Origin of the sequence: Salirhabdus euzebyi, assembly GCF_014207435.1 — a bacterium.
In the GTDB taxonomy this organism is placed as follows: domain Bacteria; phylum Bacillota; class Bacilli; order Bacillales; family Alkalibacillaceae; genus Salirhabdus; species Salirhabdus euzebyi.
Window position 1 is genome coordinate 84,976 of the sequence record NZ_JACHGH010000002.1, and the last position, 17,548, is coordinate 102,523.

General features: G+C 36.0%; 21 protein-coding genes. 16 read left to right on the forward strand and 5 right to left on the reverse strand.

Going from position 1 to position 17,548, the window contains the following annotated elements; genetic code table 11:
- The first annotated feature begins 44 nt into the window (after nucleotides 1–44).
- The 3 genes from HNQ94_RS03485 to HNQ94_RS03495 are packed head-to-tail and all read left to right on the forward strand — an operon-like array spanning nucleotide 45 to nucleotide 2,474.
- On the forward strand, nucleotides 45–1,133 hold the full coding sequence (locus HNQ94_RS03485; protein WP_174495058.1) for a type III polyketide synthase: 1,089 nt from the start codon (nucleotides 45–47) through the stop codon (nucleotides 1,131–1,133).
- On the forward strand, nucleotides 1,130–1,639 hold the full coding sequence (locus tag HNQ94_RS03490) for an isoprenylcysteine carboxyl methyltransferase family protein (protein WP_221452481.1): 510 nt from the start codon (nucleotides 1,130–1,132) through the stop codon (nucleotides 1,637–1,639). The genes HNQ94_RS03485 and HNQ94_RS03490 overlap by 4 nt, the downstream gene beginning before the upstream one ends.
- A gap of 16 nt (nucleotides 1,640–1,655) precedes the next feature.
- On the forward strand, nucleotides 1,656–2,474 hold the full coding sequence (locus HNQ94_RS03495) for a sulfurtransferase (protein WP_174495057.1): 819 nt from the start codon (nucleotides 1,656–1,658) through the stop codon (nucleotides 2,472–2,474).
- 57 nt (nucleotides 2,475–2,531) lie between these two features.
- On the opposite strand, the gene HNQ94_RS03500 is transcribed toward HNQ94_RS03495, so the two are convergent.
- Entirely contained in the window at nucleotides 2,532–2,732 is a 201-nt protein-coding gene (locus HNQ94_RS03500; protein WP_174495056.1) for a cold-shock protein, read from the reverse strand.
- Between the two features lie 727 nt (nucleotides 2,733–3,459).
- Here HNQ94_RS03500 and HNQ94_RS03505 point away from each other — a divergent pair.
- Both HNQ94_RS03505 and HNQ94_RS03510 read left to right on the forward strand, forming a co-directional pair.
- Nucleotides 3,460–4,317: a DUF72 domain-containing protein gene (locus HNQ94_RS03505; protein ID WP_174495055.1), complete on the forward strand. Its 858-nt coding sequence runs from the start codon at nucleotides 3,460–3,462 to the stop codon at nucleotides 4,315–4,317.
- Nucleotides 4,318–4,959 (forward strand): HD domain-containing protein, encoded by a 642-nt coding sequence (locus tag HNQ94_RS03510; protein ID WP_174495054.1) that lies wholly within the window; start codon nucleotides 4,318–4,320, stop codon nucleotides 4,957–4,959.
- 19 nt (nucleotides 4,960–4,978) lie between these two features.
- Here the strand turns inward: HNQ94_RS03510 and HNQ94_RS19715 are convergent, their stop codons facing one another.
- Nucleotides 4,979–5,986, reverse strand: a complete 1,008-nt coding sequence (locus HNQ94_RS19715; protein WP_174495053.1) for a C40 family peptidase — start codon at nucleotides 5,984–5,986, stop codon at nucleotides 4,979–4,981.
- 185 nt (nucleotides 5,987–6,171) lie between these two features.
- Here HNQ94_RS19715 and HNQ94_RS03520 point away from each other — a divergent pair, with 185 nt between their 5' ends.
- The 6 genes from HNQ94_RS03520 to HNQ94_RS03545 all read left to right on the forward strand — a co-directional run bounded on the left by HNQ94_RS03520 (nucleotide 6,172) and on the right by HNQ94_RS03545 (nucleotide 9,355).
- Nucleotides 6,172–7,116 (forward strand): thymidylate synthase, encoded by a 945-nt coding sequence (locus HNQ94_RS03520; protein WP_174495052.1) that lies wholly within the window; start codon nucleotides 6,172–6,174, stop codon nucleotides 7,114–7,116.
- Between the two features lie 19 nt (nucleotides 7,117–7,135).
- Nucleotides 7,136–7,627 carry a dihydrofolate reductase gene (locus HNQ94_RS03525; protein WP_174495051.1) on the forward strand — a complete coding sequence of 164 codons (492 nt, stop codon included), beginning with the start codon at nucleotides 7,136–7,138 and terminating at the stop codon, nucleotides 7,625–7,627.
- 167 nt (nucleotides 7,628–7,794) lie between these two features.
- Nucleotides 7,795–8,001, forward strand: coding sequence for a twin-arginine translocase TatA/TatE family subunit (locus HNQ94_RS03530; RefSeq protein ID WP_282960544.1), 207 nt, complete (start codon nucleotides 7,795–7,797; stop codon nucleotides 7,999–8,001).
- Nucleotides 8,002–8,022: 21 nt separating this feature from the next.
- A complete protein-coding gene (locus HNQ94_RS03535) occupies nucleotides 8,023–8,211 on the forward strand; it encodes a twin-arginine translocase TatA/TatE family subunit (RefSeq protein WP_174495050.1) in 189 nt (62 codons plus the stop codon).
- 82 nt (nucleotides 8,212–8,293) lie between these two features.
- Nucleotides 8,294–9,046, forward strand: a complete 753-nt coding sequence (gene tatC / locus HNQ94_RS03540) for a twin-arginine translocase subunit TatC (protein ID WP_174495049.1) — start codon at nucleotides 8,294–8,296, stop codon at nucleotides 9,044–9,046.
- 87 nt (nucleotides 9,047–9,133) lie between these two features.
- A complete protein-coding gene (locus tag HNQ94_RS03545) occupies nucleotides 9,134–9,355 on the forward strand; it encodes a YozE family protein (protein WP_174495048.1) in 222 nt (73 codons plus the stop codon).
- Nucleotides 9,356–9,411: 56 nt separating this feature from the next.
- Here the strand turns inward: HNQ94_RS03545 and HNQ94_RS03550 are convergent, their stop codons facing one another.
- Nucleotides 9,412–9,735, reverse strand: coding sequence for a YolD-like family protein (locus tag HNQ94_RS03550; RefSeq protein ID WP_174495047.1), 324 nt, complete (start codon nucleotides 9,733–9,735; stop codon nucleotides 9,412–9,414).
- A gap of 101 nt (nucleotides 9,736–9,836) precedes the next feature.
- Here HNQ94_RS03550 and HNQ94_RS03555 point away from each other — a divergent pair, with 101 nt between their 5' ends.
- From HNQ94_RS03555 to HNQ94_RS03570, 4 genes are all read left to right on the forward strand, one after another.
- The gene (locus HNQ94_RS03555; RefSeq protein ID WP_174495046.1) at nucleotides 9,837–10,040 is read left to right on the forward strand and encodes a WYL domain-containing protein; all 204 of its coding nucleotides are present in this window, start codon (nucleotides 9,837–9,839) and stop codon (nucleotides 10,038–10,040) included.
- A gap of 104 nt (nucleotides 10,041–10,144) precedes the next feature.
- Nucleotides 10,145–11,293, forward strand: coding sequence for an exonuclease SbcCD subunit D (locus HNQ94_RS03560; protein WP_174495045.1), 1,149 nt, complete (start codon nucleotides 10,145–10,147; stop codon nucleotides 11,291–11,293).
- Nucleotides 11,294–11,295: 2 nt separating this feature from the next.
- Entirely contained in the window at nucleotides 11,296–14,409 is a 3,114-nt protein-coding gene (locus HNQ94_RS03565; RefSeq protein WP_174495044.1) for an AAA family ATPase, read from the forward strand.
- 18 nt (nucleotides 14,410–14,427) lie between these two features.
- Nucleotides 14,428–14,676 carry a DUF2584 family protein gene (locus HNQ94_RS03570; protein ID WP_174495043.1) on the forward strand — a complete coding sequence of 83 codons (249 nt, stop codon included), beginning with the start codon at nucleotides 14,428–14,430 and terminating at the stop codon, nucleotides 14,674–14,676.
- Nucleotides 14,677–14,773: 97 nt separating this feature from the next.
- Here the strand turns inward: HNQ94_RS03570 and trhO are convergent, their stop codons facing one another.
- Entirely contained in the window at nucleotides 14,774–15,736 is a 963-nt protein-coding gene (gene trhO / locus HNQ94_RS03575) for an oxygen-dependent tRNA uridine(34) hydroxylase TrhO (RefSeq protein WP_174495042.1), read from the reverse strand.
- A gap of 150 nt (nucleotides 15,737–15,886) precedes the next feature.
- On the opposite strand from trhO, the gene yxiS reads away from it, so the two are divergent.
- A complete protein-coding gene (yxiS, locus tag HNQ94_RS03580; RefSeq protein ID WP_174495041.1) occupies nucleotides 15,887–16,192 on the forward strand; it encodes a protein YxiS in 306 nt (101 codons plus the stop codon).
- Between the two features lie 256 nt (nucleotides 16,193–16,448).
- Here the strand turns inward: yxiS and HNQ94_RS03585 are convergent, their stop codons facing one another.
- Nucleotides 16,449–17,324, reverse strand: a complete 876-nt coding sequence (locus HNQ94_RS03585) for an NAD(P)-dependent oxidoreductase (protein ID WP_174495040.1) — start codon at nucleotides 17,322–17,324, stop codon at nucleotides 16,449–16,451.
- Between the last annotated feature and the right edge of the window lie 224 nt (nucleotides 17,325–17,548).

Sequence of the window (17,548 nt, forward strand, 5' to 3'; positions counted from 1 at the left end):
TTTACTTTAAAAGGGTAAAACTAACAGTAAAAAAGGATGAGATGATGCCATACATAGCGTCTGTCGGTGTTAGTAGCCCGCCATATAAAATTTCTCAAACTAAAGCGAAAACGTTAATTAAAGAAATTTTTCCTAGAGCAGAAAGAGAATTGGAGCGACTGCTACCCGTTTTTGATAATGCGTTTATAGAAGAACGCCAATTTGTCGTTCCAGTAGAATGGTTTGAACAAACACATTCTTTTGAGGAACGAAATAACCTTTACATAGAAGAAGCAACTCAACATAGTGTGGCAGCAATTAGAGACTGTGTACAAAACAATGTACTATTATCAGAGGAAATGCTTATAGAGCAAATAGACTGTTTTTTATTTGTTTCTAGCTCTGGAATTGCTACACCCACCATAGATGCTAGATGTATAAATGAATTACCTTTTCGGGATGATATCACTCGTATTCCGATATGGGGGTTAGGCTGTGCTGGGGGCGCTTCTGGATTAGCTCGTGCATATGAGTGGTTGAAGGCAAATCCTAAAAAAACGGCTGTTTTAGTTAATGCAGAGCTTTGCAGTCTAGCATTCCAAAAAGATGATAACAGAAAAAGCAATTTCATCGGATCGGCGCTTTTTGGGGACGGCGTATCAGCCTGTTTATTAGTAGGAGACGAAAGTCCATATTTGAGGAGAGTGAAGTCTCCTGTAAAAATTAAAGGCACTAGTTCAAAAATGAAAAAAGATTCTTTAAATGTGATGGGCTGGGATGTTAAAAACACAGGATTTCATGTTATTTTTGCTAAAAGTATACCAAGTCTAGTTAACTATTTTTGGAAAGAGCATGTAACAGACTTTTTGGAACAACAGGAAGAGGATAAGGAAAATTTTGCTTTTCTTACTGCACATCCAGGAGGATTAAAAGTGTTAGAGGCTATAGAAGAAACGTTACCGTGTTCTCGGGAAGCCTTACGCTTTTCTTATGATGTATTAAAGAAACATGGAAACATGTCATCACCAACAGTCCTATATGTTTTAAAAGAGGCGATGGAGTCAATGCCAAAGATAGGAACACGAAGTCTCTTAACAGCCTTAGGTCCTGGATTTAGTTCTGAAATGATGATAATAGAGTGGGGTATAGCATGATCTATTTTTGGATATGGATTGTCATTATCATACAAAGGATAGTAGAGCTTATTGTTGCGAAAAGCAATGAGAATTGGATGAGAGGTAAAGGAGCAAATGTAGTTAAAGAAGGACACTATAAGTGGATAGTCGTGACACATGTCTCTTTTTTACTATGGGTCATGATAGAAGCCTATTTATCACATAGTTTAACGGCGAATATCGGGGAAATGCTCATTATTTCATTTGTGTTATTGCAACTTTTTAGACTTTGGTGCTTATTCTCTCTCGGTAGGTTTTGGAATACGAGAATTATTATTTTACCAGGAGCAGAACTGGTAAAGAAAGGGCCATATAAATTCATTAATCATCCTAATTATTTGGTTGTTGGACTAGAGTTTATAGTTATTCCCTTATTATTTAAAGCTTATATTGCTGCTATTCTTTTTCCTATTTTACATGTAATTTTAATGTGTTATCGTATACCATTAGAGAATAAAGTTTTAAAAGAAGTTAATGAGGAGTAGTAAGGGGGAAAGAGAAATGATCAAAGAGGCTTCATGGGCCTACAATATGCTAGGCAAGGATAACATCGTGTTTGTTGATTGTCGTTTTAACTTAAAAGATCCTAATGAAGGACAAAAACAGTATCAAGACAATCACATACCTGGAGCAATCTATTTTGATTTAGAAAAAGATTTAAGTGGAACAGTAGAAACAACTGGGGGACGCCATCCATTACCAAAGCTAGGCTCTTTTATGGAGAAAGTGAAACAAGCGGGAATTAACAATAATTCCACTATTATTGCTTATGACAATGGTCATCCTTTTGCTTCTCGTTTTTGTTGGCTAATGAAGTACCTTGGTCATACGAAAACTTTCATATTAAATGGTGGCTACGATCAATGGGTGCAGAACGGATTTCCAGTTGAGAAAGAAATAAGACACAATACGAGTGGGACGTTCCAACCTACTATCCAACAGCATCTTGTCATTGATCAAGATGGAATAAATAAGAAAAAATATGATAGTAATGTAGCAATGATTGATTCTAGGTCTTATGAACGTTACATGGGCCGCTTCGAACCAATTGATAAAAAGGCAGGACATATTCCAGGGGCAAAAAATTTTGATTGGATGGGTCTTTTTCATGAGAATGGAAATTGGAAACAGAAAGAAGAACTAGAGAAGCACTTTTCGAGTTTAAAACCATACGAAGAGCTAATAGTATATTGTGGCTCGGGTGTAACAGCTACACCGAATGTCCTTGGACTATGGGAAGCGGGTTATTCCAATGTGAAGCTTTATGTAGGTAGCTGGAGTGACTGGATCACGAACCCAACAAACCCTATTGAACCATAAAACAGTAATAACGGTAACTGCCTTTCGGCGGTTACCGTTATTTATATGCGTCGTCTATTATAGTTTCGTTACGTTAGCTGCTTGAGGTCCACGATCTCCCTCAACGATTTCAAATTGTACGTTTTGCCCTTCTTCAAGCGTTTTGAAGCCTTCTTCTTGAATAGCAGAATAATGAACGAAAACGTCATCTGCTCCTTCTACTTGAATAAAACCATAGCCTTTTTCTGCATTAAACCATTTTACTACACCGTTTTGCATGAATAAAATCCTCCTAAAATCACTCACAAAAAAATGTGTTTATTTCACAAACAAGATGGTGATTTTAATCAATAAAAAAGGTAACTCCTATAGAAGTTAAGGACACAAAATCCATTTACTTCTATAGAAGTTACCTGTCTTTTATGAATCCTTACATCCTATTTGTTACTTAAAATTATATCGAAAACTAATAATTCAGTCAATAAAAGGGATTGGAAAAAAACTTCGAAAAGCCCTATTTCATAATAGAAGTTTTTTTAGTAAGATAAGTAGGAATTCTTCAAGCTGTTTTTTAATTAGAATCCTGTTTTACACAATATACTTTAACTACAAAAGTAACTTTGTAATTTGGTCAGTGCTATATGACCGCTTCGGGGTCTTCAGACACGTGCTATCCCGTAGGAGTCTGCGTACGCTAAGATTGATTTTCTATTTAAAGATTAGTGTTATGATCTAGGCATGATCAGAAAATTTTTCCTTATTACTACGAATATATTTTACTTTCTTTTTCCCAATTTATCAGTAGATTAAAGATAAGCACATGCTGAGCGAAGGGTATACACGTAGATTCCTACGGGACAGCGCGAGCCCTAAGGTGCGCGTAGTGTATTTCCGTAGCGGTTGGATTTGCACACATCAAGTTACGTCGCATTTTCCATCAAATACGAAGTAAAAACAAAACTCTTTACTGAAAAGAGCCATATTTTAATGATAGGAGTTAGAAATAGTGACTATCCAAATTGGATTAACTGGCTGGGGTGATCATCCTTCTTTATATACTGATCCAGTATCATCGTCAGAAAAGCTTACTGCCTATGCTTCCCATTTCCCTGTCGTAGAAGTGGATTCAGCTTTTTATGCGATTCAGCCTGAAAAAAATTATAGAAAGTGGATGAAGCAAACACCTGACAGTTTTTCATTTGTTATTAAGGCTTTTCAAGGTTTAACAGGACACGATCGAAAAGATTTACGCGATGATCAAATGAAGTCATTATTAGATGCTTACATACAATCTATTTCCCCCGTAATGGAGGCTAAGAAGTTGAATGCCATTCTATTTCAATTTCCGCCATGGTTTAAAGTCGACAAAGAAAATATCCATCGATTAAGAGTCATAAGAGATTATTTATCTTCTTATCCTTTAGCGTTAGAGTTTCGAAATCGCTCCTGGTTTCAACCAAAGTATAAAGAAAAGACAATTGCCTTTATGAAGGAGGAAAAATGGATTCATTCTATATGTGATGAACCACAAGCAGGTGAAGGATCTGTTCCTACTATTTTAGAGCCAACACATGAAAAAACGTTGATTCGATTTCACGGTAGAAATGTTCATGGTTGGAATAAAAATGGGAGAGATAACTGGCGAGAAGTTCGTTTTTTATATCGCTATAATCAAAAAGAATTATTGGAGTGGGTGAAATGGATTCAGACCCTACAACAAAATACAAAGGATATAACTATTCTGTTTAACAATAATTCCGGTGGGGATGCTGCAGATAATGCGAAGCAACTTATTAACCTGTTAGGAATTGAGTACGTTGATTTGAACCCAAGACAAATGGACTTATTTGAAGGAGAGATATAGATGAATAAGCAACAAATGATACAGAAGACTGAAGAATGGGTAAAAAATAAATTTGAAAAAGATGGGTCCGGACATGACTTTTGGCATATCCAACGAGTGGTCACTTTAGCAGAAAAAATCGCAGAAAAAGAAGGGGCAAATATCTTCACGTGTCAGATGGCTGCCTATTTACACGATATTCCGGATGAGAAACTAGTCGACGATGTAGAAAAAGCAACAGAAGAAGTAATCCGTTTTTTGCAAGCTTTGGGACTAACCGAAGACGAAATATCACCTATTTGGAATGCTTTAAAAGACGTGTCCTTTAAAGGAAATCATACAATACCTCAAACAATTGAGGGTAAAGTAGTTCAGGATGCTGATCGATTAGATGCACTTGGAGCTATTGGAATTGCGAGAACCTTTGCTTACGGAGGAAACAAAGAAAGGCTGATGCATGATCCAACTCGTCCCTTATTAGATGAGACCAAGGGATATCGAGACAAAAATACAACATCTGTTCAACATTTCTATGAAAAGCTTTTTAAATTAAAGGATTTAATAAACACGGAAACAGCGAAAAATATAGCAGAGGAAAGGCATGCATTTATGAAACAATTTTTAGATGCTTTCTTTAAAGAATGGAAAGGGGACGACTATTAATCATCCCCACAAATCGAACTTATTGAGCAACACGTTTTGCACCGAGATAGCGCTGATCCCAATAAGATGTGCTCATGTGACTAATGGTGACACCACTATTTCCAGCATGAATAAAGCTACCATTTCCTAAGTATATACCAGCATGAGATGGACCAGGTTTATATGTTTCAAAAAACACGATATCACCCACACTAGGACTGTTTACCGACACTGTTGCATTCCACAAATCTGTAACTGTTCTTGGTAAGTGATAGCCTTTTTTCTTAAAAACATACTGTAAGAAACCACTACAATCAAAACCGCTTGGGGATTCACCGCCCCAAACATAAGGAGTGCCCAAGTACGATTTAGCTATGCTAATGAGACTACCAGATTCAACTGGAACACTGCTTTTTACTGTTTGTTTTTTCGGTGTGTGCTGAACGGTATGAACGACAGCGTTTTGTTGAGCGGTTCTAGTAGCTTGAAGATGTTCCACAAATTGTTTGTCTAGTTCCGTTTTAACTGGGATTTTATGATCTTCCTGAAACCTTTTTGCGGCTGTTTTTGTCATGGGACCATAGATACCATCAATACCACCGTCGTAATAACCAAAATAGTGTAAAGCTTTTTGAATGCTTTTTACATCTTCACTATACATACCGATATCTATTTTTTCTTCTTGAATGGATTGGAGCGGTTCTAAATAATGTTGTTGTTCAACCTCAATTAATTTATATATTGTTTCTTTATTCGCTCTACCTGTTTGATTGAGGTTATATTTTAATTGGAATTTTTTTACATAATGTTCTGTAATCACACCAAAATCACCGTCAACTTCGCCTTTGAAGAGCTCCAAAGTTTTCATTTTCTTTTGTAACACACTGACAGCTTCATTGTGCATACCAAAGGTCAACGTTTCTGAATCCGTTAATATTTCGTTTTGTTTTTGCACGTCAACATCTAAATATGCTGAAAAAGGCTGTGATAAAGCTAAACTTCCTGCAAGTGTACCAAATAGAATAGGGTGCTGATTTAAACCTGGCATGAAAACACCACCTTTTTGTTTTTAGCTGTAACCAATTATATGATGGCCGAATTAAATTATGTTCAATGAAACAAACATGTTACAATATTGTAAAGAAAACGCATGTTACAACGACGAGTTACTCATTAACACGATTTATTTTAAAAGGATGATATAGAAAAAACGGGGAATATGGAGGACTTCTAATGAAACAATATTTAGACTTATGTGAACGGATTTTAGAACAGGGCATAAAGAGAGAGGATCGTACTGGTACCGGTACGATTGGTATATTTGGCTGTCAAATGCGTTTTGATCTTTCAAAAGGATTTCCTTTAGTAACAACAAAAAAGGTACCGTTCCGCCTTATTGCTAGTGAATTACTTTGGTTCCTAAAAGGTGATACGAATATAAAATATTTACTAAAACATAACAACAATATTTGGAATGAGTGGGCGTTTAAAAAATGGATCGAGAGTCCTGGTTATGATGGCCCAGATATGACGAATTTCGGTTTAAGAGCTTTAGAAGATGAAGCTTTTAAAAACCTTTATGATGAGCAAATGAGTATTTTTAAAAATCGAATTTTACATGATGACGCTTTTGCAGCTACATATGGTGAATTGGGGGATGTTTACGGGAAACAGTGGCGAGATTGGAAAACAACTACTGGCGGGACAATTGACCAAATTCAAGATGTGATTGAACAAATAAAAACAAATCCTTCATCTAGAAGATTAATAGTGAGTGCATGGAATCCAGAAGATATTCCATCTATGGCATTACCACCATGTCATACATTATTTCAATTTTATGTTTCAGAAGGAAAGTTATCCTGTCAACTTTATCAACGCAGTGGCGATATATTTTTAGGCATTCCTTTTAATATAGCAAGCTATGCGCTGCTTACTCACTTAATCGCACATGAATGTAACTTAGAAGTAGGGGACTTTGTCCATACTATTGGCGATGCGCATATTTATGTAAATCATCTTGAACAAGTGAACACACAATTACAAAGGGAACCAAAACCCTTACCGATTTTAAAGCTGAATTCAGCAGTAACATCTATATTTGATTTTGAGGTAGAGGATATTATGGTGGAAGGCTATGATCCACATCCTACTATTAAAGCTCCAGTAGCAGTATAGAAAAAGAAGGTGACAAGCAATGATTTCATTATTAGTAGCAATGGATAGAAACTACGTGATTGGAAAAGATAATGACCTCCCATGGCATTTGCCAAATGATTTGAAGTTTTTTAAGGAAACGACTTTACACCATACTATAGTTATGGGTAGAAAAACATATGAATCGATTGGGAGGCCCTTACCGAAAAGGAATAATGTTGTCTTAACCACGAATCAAAACTTTCAGGCTGAAGGATGTAAAGTTATTCATTCCTGGGATCCTGTTTTGGAATGGAATGAGAAAAATCCGGATGAAGAGATATTTGTAATTGGTGGTGCCCAACTTATTAAGGATGCGATACATTTTGCTAATAAAATGTATTTGACTGAAATAGATGAGGCATTTGACGGCGATACGTATTTTCCTCCGTTTTCGATGAAAGACTGGGAATTAGTTCGTAAAGAAAAAGGAATAAAGGATGAGAAAAATCCTTATGACTACTATTTTTGTACGTACCTTAGGAAAATGTGAATTTTTTTCAAACGTTCAAATAAATGTTTGCAAACGGAAGTAAAATAAGAGAAAATGATGGAGTACATTAGAAGGACTTATTTGTTGTATCATTTAAACTGTTGATGGACTAAGGTTATTGTTTTGTTTAGCCGTTTTTAAATAAAGCTTGTTGGAAGGTGATTGCAATGATGCAAATCGGAATTCCTGGATTAATTTTAATCCTTGTAATTGCACTAGTTATTTTCGGTCCTAAAAAATTGCCAGAATTAGGACGTGCTACTGGTGAAACGTTAAAAGAATTCAAAAAGTCTACTCGTGAACTAACGGGTGATGTAACCGATGAGGTTAAAGAAGTAAAAGATATCGTATCAAATGATCAAAAAAATTCCTAGCCTCTTGAGGGGTGATTATAAATGGGAAACATCGGAATCCCAGGTTTAATATTAATTTTAATTGTGGCGCTTGTTATTTTTGGGCCATCCAAGCTTCCGGAAATAGGTAAAGCGGTAGGTTCGTCTTTAAAAGAGTTTAAACGAGCTGCTAGTGGACTTATGTCTGACGATGATTCAGATAAAGACCGAAAAAAAATTGATGACAAATGAGATGATGTCGAAGGTGTAAGGAATTCCCTTACATCTTCTTTTCTTCCAAGCTAATGTAAGTTTGGGTGTGGAGGTGTAACGAATGTCACAGGAAGATCAGTCCTATGTTGGTCAAGAAATGGAATTAACCGAACATATTGGCGAATTACGTAAGCGCCTGTTGTGGACTTTATTTATATTTCTCCTCTTTTTTATAGGCGGTTTTGTTTTCGTAAAAGAAATTTACTCTTTCTTCACAAGAAATCTAGATTTTCAATTGGTTGTTTTAAGTCCTGGTGAAATTATGTGGATTTACATAATGATTGCTAGTGTAATAGGTATTACTGCAACAATACCTTTTTTCTGTTTTCAAGCTTGGCTTTTCGTGCGCCCGGGCTTAACGAAAAAAGAAAGAAATGTAACGCTTATGTATATCCCAGCCGTTTTTCTCCTGTTTATCGGGGGATTAAGTTTTGGGTATTTCGTCATCCAAGAGTTTATTTTTAGCTTTTTGATTTCCTTAGGGGAAGACATGTTTGCTAACATGTTCACAGCCGGCAAATATTTCCGATTTGTTCTTTCAACCACACTACCATTTGCCTTATTTTTTGAGGTGCCATTAATTGCGATGTTCTTAACGAGCTTAGGGATTATTGATCCACATAAAATGAGAAAGGTTCGGAAATATGCTTATTTCGTTTTAATAATTTTAGGTACGATGTTATCTCCACCAGATTTTCTTTTACAACTTCTTGTAGCAGCTCCACTAATCGTGTTATATGAAATTGCTATTATCATGTCTGGAGTAGTTTATCGACGTAAGGTTGCAGAAAACGAACAAGTTCCTGTAGAATAAATAGCAATATTAGTAGAAAACTTGGTATATGCCAGGTTTTCTTTCTATTTGAAGCTTGTTTATTTATGTAAATAGGGGGAGTAAACATTGCGCTCGTTTTACCACTTTATGATGAAATATAGAGGGATGAAAAAAAACGCATTAGAAAGACAGCTTGCAGATTGGATTTTTCAAGATCATGATTTTCCGAAGCATTCCACATCACACGATGAAATAAGTCGGTACTTAGAGTGGAATATTCCGTTTTCGTCTGCTTTGCAAGTATTTGATGAATTATGGGAAGTTTATGAAGCAGAAGTGTTAGAATAAAAAATTGGAAACGACGCCAGCGGCGTCGTTTTTTATTGCATTGCTAGAAGTGAATTTTACTTAACATAAATAATGGATGGAAAAGGGACGATTTCCTTTTTTTCGCTATCTGTTTCCAGCAGTAGTGTCTGTTGGAAAGAATCTATTTTTGTGATGATTCCGTTAACTGTCTCCTGTGTCCCTTTTTTGTGCACGGTCAACTGGACAGGGATTTTTTTTGAGTATGCCTCTTGAAGCTTTACATTCATTTCCTCTAGCTCTTGTTCATCTAAAAGAGGAATTGGTCTTTCATTTGCTTGTTCCCACATTTTTTTTAATTCCACTACGTGCTCTGGGAGCATAAGGGATGTCCATTTAATATTTCCCCGATCCTTTAACATACGATCACCTCCAAGAACATTATATACGAACACACATTCTATTTAAAGTGGATAAGGAACAAATGTTCGGTTATAATAGAAGAAAGAAGGAGGTTTTATAAATGACTCAAAACAAATTTAAAGCCGAGCGATTAGTGGAAATTATTTATATGAGTGCTAACGGGAAACTCTCGCAACGATTAGTGAAAATTCAGGGAGAAAATAAGGAGAAGTATTTCGGTTATTGTTATTTACGCAGAAGTTTTCGTAGTTTTTATAAAAATCGAATTCTAGCGATGGAAGTGAGAAAGAAACAAGCCATGTAAACCATCCTTTCTATTCCCCAGCAAGATATTCTTTTCCAATATCCCCACTTAGTTAATTCATGATAAGATAAGATTAAGACCAAAAATAATGGAGTGTATTTGAGATGAAAATTGTACACACAGCAGATTGGCACTTAGGGAAAATCGTTCATAATGTTTATATGACAGAAGATCAAGAGCATATATTGGCACAATTTATAGAAGATATGAAAAAGGTAAAACCAGACGTTATTATTATTGCAGGAGACTTATATGACAGGGCAATACCGCCAAAAGAAGCGGTTGAACTGTTGAATCGCACGTTAACAACTATTGTCTTTGAATTGAAAATTCCAATCGTAGCTATCACGGGAAATCACGATAGTGCGGAAAGGCTTAATTTTGGAACTCAGATGTTAAGCAAAGCACAATTACACATCCATACAAGAGTAGAAAAAGACATGCAGCCCGTCGTCATGGAAGATGAACATGGTCCAGTCTACTTTCATCTTATTCCTTATATGGAACCTGCAGAGGCAAGAGTCGTGTTTGAAAATGATACTATTCATACCCACCACGAAGCAATGGAAGAAGTCGTCAACCACATCCGATCAAATTATGATGTAGAAAAAGATCGACATATTGTCATTGGACATGCTTTTTTAGCAGGTGGAATGGAATCAGATTCGGAAGATCGGTTAACGATGATAGGAGGGACACCTTATGTGGAGGCGGAGCTTTTCCGTCCTTTTACGTATACAGCTCTAGGGCATCTACACCAGCCTCAAAAAGTAAAATATGAACATATTCGTTATGCTGGGTCTCTTTTTAAATATTCTTTTTCAGAAGTAAATCATAAGAAATCCTTTACGATTATTGAGTTAGATGAAAGTGGGGTTCAAAGCATTGAACAGCATCCGTTACACCTTAGAAGAGATATGTTGCTATTAGAAGGCTATATGGAAGACTTATTAAACATAGAGGATGTGATGGATGATTATGTTCATATACGTCTATTAGATGACGGAGAAATAATGGATCCCATCGGAAAGCTCCGAAAAAGATACCCAAATATATTGAAGTTAGAACGGAAAATGAGAGGTATTGAGCATCTAGCCGACTTACAAAAAGTAAAGGAAAGACAGCAAATGTCCCATGCAGATTTGTTTTATTCCTTCTATGAAAATATGAAAGGTGAGGCAATTCCGGATAATAGAAAAAGCATCATGAGCAAATTGATTCAGCATTTGATGGAAGAGGAAAGGAGGCAATAACCATGCGCGCAATTACATTAACAATGTCTGCATTTGGACCGTATAAGGAAAAACAGACAATTGACTTCACACAGCTTGGTGATGAGAGTTTGTTTCTTATTACAGGTCCAACTGGTGCAGGGAAGACAACCATTTTTGATGCGATGTGCTTTGCTCTTTATGGTAAAGCTAGTGGTGATGACCGCGACCACGACACGTTAAGAAGTCATTTTGCTAGTGTGGATGATCATACAGAAGTTTCCTTTCAATTTTCTCTTCATCAAAAAGTATTTGAAATTGTTCGAAGCCCAAAACAAGAAAAAAGAAAAGCACGCGGAGATGGCTATACAGAACAGCCACCTCAAGCAGAGTTATATGAAATTATACATGGGGAAAAACATTTATTATACGCTAAAGTGAAAGAAGTTAATGAAGCCATTGAGGATATGCTTCAGTTAGACTATGAGCAGTTTCGGAAAATGGTCATGATTCCCCAAGGAGAGTTTAGACGATTAATTTCGGAAAATAGTAAGGAAAGAGAAGAAATTTTACAAAAGATTTTCCGCACCTATTTTTATGAAAGAGTTACCAAGCAGTTAGCTGACGAAAGTAAAAAACTTCAACAGCAATTGGAGCGATTAACAAATCAAGAAGAGCAAGAAATAAAGGCTATTCAATGGCCAGAAGACTACGATATAGAAGTGGCTGATACGAAACAAGCAAGAAAAGATTTACAGCTTTATATAACTCGCGAAATAGAGGAAATGAAGAAACAAGAAGATGCTCATCATGTTAAAAAACAGGCGCTAAATAAATTGCAAGACCAATACTATTTAGCAAAAGAACTGCAAAACCAATTTAGTGAACACGATCAATTGAAAGAGAAATTGGAGCAATTAGCAACTAAGCAAGAGGAAATAAATATAGATAAGAAGAAGCTACAAAAAGCAAAGGATGCCGATCGCGTCGAAGGGTATGAAATCCAAGTAAATCAAAGAAAACAAGAATTTAATGGGTTACAACAGGCAGGCAAGGATAAGGAAGAAAATTTACAAAAAGTTCTCGTTTATTTTGAGGAAGTAGAAAAGAAATTTCATACAGCAAAAGAAGAAGAACAAGAACGAGAGTCACTGAAAGAGTCCGTTCGTAAAATGAAAGAAGAACATGAAAAATTAAAGATATATGTTGAGTTAAAGAGGCAAGAGAATGTGCTCGCTACTTCTCATAACGAACAGGTTACTTCCTTGAAACAGTTAGAACAAAAGGGTCAAGAAACAGAACAACAATTAGAAAAAATGGAGAAAGAAACCGAGGGAATACAGCAAATAACCGAGCAATTTTATGAGCTTTCTGCAAGAGAAAAGGAATTTGAACAACTGTTGAAAAAGGGCGCGCAACTTAAGCAAGAAAATACTAAGTTAGTCCGATTCAGACAGCTTTTTAAACAAATTAAAGAAAAGTATGATACAGCATTAGAGGCTGAAAAGGCACAAAAATTAGAATTACAGCAGTTAGAACAATCTCAGCGTCATGAACAAGCAGCTGTTTTAGCGAAAACATTAATAGAGGGGGATGCGTGTCCCGTTTGCGGCTCTTCCCATCATCCGTATAAAGCTCAATTCGGCCGTGAAACAGTCACGGACAAACAATTAGAGGAAAAAAGACAACATGTAGAAGCTTATGAAAAAAATGCCGAGGAATTACAAAAACAATATGTCGATATTACTTCAGACGGACGTTCTCAAGGAAAAACAGTTAAACATTTAGAAGAGGAATTAACGGACCTAACCAATACCTCTTTACATGCAGATAATATTGAGTTGAAAATGTCTGAATGGAAACAAGAATATGAAAGCATTTCAAAAATGAAGCAACAAATGGAGGACCAGCTAAAACAATTAAGAAAAAAACAAGAGGATCAGAAAACGTGGAAACAGCATGTTGTGGAACTACGTAAGCAGGTACAAGAAAAGTATACAGAACTGCAATCCTTAAATGAAAAGCTTATTAAAGTACAGTCTCAATTGGAACAAATGGGTGGAGAAATACAAGATCCATCAATTGATGTACATGTTTTTGCCGAAAAAATTACTGAAAAAGAAAAGGAATACAGAGACAAAATAGAGAATTGGAATAATCTACAGCAACAATTTGAGAAAGCAAAGGATCAAAAGAACAGCTTGCAGGTAGAAGTTCAGTCGATTAAGGAACAATTAATCAAAGCAGAGGAAATACTTAATCAAGTAAAGAAAGAATTTAATAGGGAAGTTGAGGCAAAAGGTTTTTCGTCTGTTGCGGAATATGAGCAATCAAAAATGGAAGAGCAGCTACAATCTGAGTTAGAACAATCAGTTAAAACGTTTGAAGAGCATCTTCATGTAACGAAAAGCAGATATGAATTTTTGACTAAAGAACTACAGTCAAAAGAGCGTCCAGAAGTGAAAAATATAGAAGAAGAAATTAAGCAAAGAAACGAACAATTAAGTGCGGATGCAAAAGCTATTCAGCAAAAACAAATAAAAATTGATCGCCATGAAACAATAGCTGGGCGTTTAGACGTAATTATGGATGAAAAGAAAGTATTAGAACAGAGCTACTTTGATATTGGAGAACTTGCGAAACTAGCAAGGGGCGACAACCAGTTACGTTTATCTTTTGAAAGATATGTCCTTTCTTCGTTTTTAGATGAAATATTGTTCCAAGCTAATATAAGGTTGGATCAGATGACCGATCACCGATATCAATTAGTAAGAAGTGATCAAATTGCTAAACGAGGCGCCCAAAGTGGATTAGATTTAGAAGTAATTGACTTTTACACCGGCCAACAACGTTCTGTTAAGACACTTTCTGGGGGGGAAGGCTTTAAGGCAGCTTTAAGCTTAGCTTTAGGAATGGCTGATGTCGTACAAGCCCACTCAGGTGGAGTAGAATTAGATACATTATTTATTGACGAAGGTTTTGGAACATTAGATGAAGTATCTTTAGAACAAGCATTACATTGCCTAAGTGATTTGCAAAAAGGTAATAGAATGCTTGGGGTCATTTCGCACGTACCAAAACTAAAGGAAGAAATAAGAGCAAAGTTAAATATTGAGACATCTAGTGCTGGCTCCAAGGTTCGTATATCTATTTCTTAATAAAAGTGAGGTGTTAACATGTCCGTACCTTTAACGATTGAGTGGAGAATTGTGACAGAAGGAAAAGAAAAAAGAATTGATTCAAAAGAAAATATATTTGAAATTGTTTTCTCAGGATATAAACTTTTTCCTATTGATTCACCACTGGACATCATGCGTCATAAAGAATCAGATCAAATTGGCACTGCCATTGTGAATAAGATTACGTTTGAGAATAATCAAACCATCTGCACGTATCAATTAGTAAAGTTATATAGCGTTAATTAATTTGTCGCAAATAGAGATATTTTGCGGTTTCCGGGGAAATATAATGGGAAAATAATAAAGAAGGAGACGGCCAATGCCGTCTCCTTCCATTTATATTTTAAGCTTTTACGCTATTTTCTTGTTCAATTTTATCTAATCTTTCTTGAACTGCTTCAGGAGAAAGATTGTGTTCAATTATATAACGGTTACGTGGAGAAACGCGACACTCATGAGAACAACTGCGCATATATTTATGTTCATTTTCCTCTGAACATAAAATTTTCTTATTACAGTCAGGATCTGCACAGTTTACATATCTTTCACATGGTGTACCATCATAATAATCTTTTCCAACAACCACATGTTCTTTTTTGTTTACTGGAACAGCAATACGCTCATCAAACACATACAATTGTCCATCCCATAGTTCCCCTTTTACTTCAGGGTCTTTACCGTACGTTACGATACCACCATGAAGTTGTGCAACATCGTCAAATCCTTCTTTTAGAAGGAATCCAGAGAACTTCTCACAGCGAATACCACCAGTACAATATGTGATAACTCGTTTACCTTCTAATTTATCTTTGTTTTCTCTTACCCAATCAGGTAATTCACGGAATGTCTCGATATCAGGTCTAATAGCTCCTCTGAAATGGCCAAGATCATACTCGTAGTCATTACGTGCATCTAGAACAACAGTGTTTTCATCTTTTAGTGCTTCATAAAATTCTTTTGGTTCCAAATATTTACCTGTTGTTTGGTTAGGATCTACATCATCTTCAAGACGAAGGGTAACCAATTCAGGACGAGCACGTACTTTCATTTTTTTGAAAGCATGTCCATCCGCTTCATCAATCTTGAAAACCATATCGCTGAAACGAGGATCATGATGCATAGCTTCCACATATTTGTTCGTTTGTTCAACAGTACCAGAAACAGTACCATTTATTCCTTCTTCAGCGATCAAAATACGACCTTTTAAGCCTAAATCGTTACAAAATTCGAGATGCTCATTTGCATATGCTTCAGGGTCTTCAATTTTGACATACTTGTAGTACAATAATACTTGGTATTTTTCCATTGTTATTACCACCTATCAATTCATATTTGCAAGATATAAATGTGTTTAGGTTAGGTGTTCTTTTACATTGTCTCTTGCAACATCATATTTTAGCAGTATACTTACTAAAAATCAATCAGAAAAAAAATTGGCAAAAGGGGTCGAGAAGCTATGTGCAACAAAAAAGAACTAGAGAAAAAAATAGTTGAGCAATACCAAGCTGATGAAAACATGATGATTCTTATCTTTGCACAATGGTGTATAAATAATGAGTTGGAACCAATGGATATTTATAAAAAAGCATATCCGAATCAAGAAATGAACTTAGCTTTACAAAAAGTTTTAGAATTAACTGTTCCGAAAGAAGAAGCAGAGGATATTCCAGACACCACATTACTTAACGTCTTGCAATTGTTTGGGAATGACGATTTAGCATTTGAAGTAACAAAAGAAATGGAAAAATTAAAGAAGTCATAAGTGAAAAGGGATGCAGATAGTCATTTGCATCCCTTTTTGATGATCAAATTAATTAATTTGAAAGAAACCAAGTGATAATTGAAGGTATCCTACCTATGATTGCAGACTGAATCGGGATAATTGAAGGTATCCCGCCTATCATTACAGACTGACTCAAGATTATTGAAGGAAACCCGGTAAAAATTGCACAGGACTCAAAATAATTGACTGAAAAGCGGAAATATCAACTCGGCATAAGTATTTTTAAGGAAGTAACTTATTCAAAAAGCTTAATCAATGCTTGTGTGCCGCTATCTTCATCCCCTTGTTCGGCTAGCTGGGTGTATAAAGATAGGGATAGTTCTAACCCCGGAGTCATCATGTTCATTTCTTTTGCTGTTTCTAATGCAATTTTCATATCTTTAATAAAATGCTTTACGTAAAATCCAGGGGCATAGTTTTCTGCAATCATTCTAGGTGCTAAATTATTTAATGACCAGCTTCCTGCTGCACCTGTCGTAATGCTTTCCAGCACTTTCGTTGGATCTAGTCCAGCTTTTTTCGCATACGTAATCGATTCACAAACTCCTACCATATTAGTAGCAATCGTAATTTGATTGCACATTTTTGTATGTTGGCCTGCACCAGCTGGACCCTGGAGAATAATGTTTTGACCGAGTACTTCAAAAATAGGCAGGATAGATTGAAATGCTTGCTCCTCACCGCCAACCATTATAGCCAGTTTACCTTCCCGTGCTCCAATGTCACCGCCTGAAACAGGGGCATCGAGTGCACTAATCCCTACTAGTTTTGCTTCTTTATATATTCTTTCAGCTAAATATGGCTTAGATGTAGTCATGTCAATGATATATGTACCTGCTTTTGCATTTTCTAATATACCGGCTTGTCCAAAATAGACTTCTTCTACGTCAGTAGGGTAGCCAACAATCGTAATAATTACATCAGAAGTCGCCGCTAAATCCGCTACAGATTGTTTCCATTTGGCACCAGCTTCTAAAAGTTCATTTGCTCTTTCTTTTGTTCTCGTGAATACGTTTAATGCATACCCGGCTTTCAGCAAATTGGAAGCCATGCTTTTCCCCATAACTCCTGTTCCAATAAATCCAATCGTCCTTTTTACATTCGTTGTCATCATAATCCTCCCTACCGATGTTCATAAAATCGCCATACTGTTTTCATAAAACCGTCATACTATACCCGTTTGACGAGCTTGTTCTTCTATTATACTAAAATTAACAAAATAGTTGGGGGGATTAATATGCTATCTGCTATTTTATTTGGATTAATTTTGACGGGCTTTGTTGGCTTTATCATATTTGCTGAAGTTACCGCTGAATAGGGATGGAAAAAGTAAGC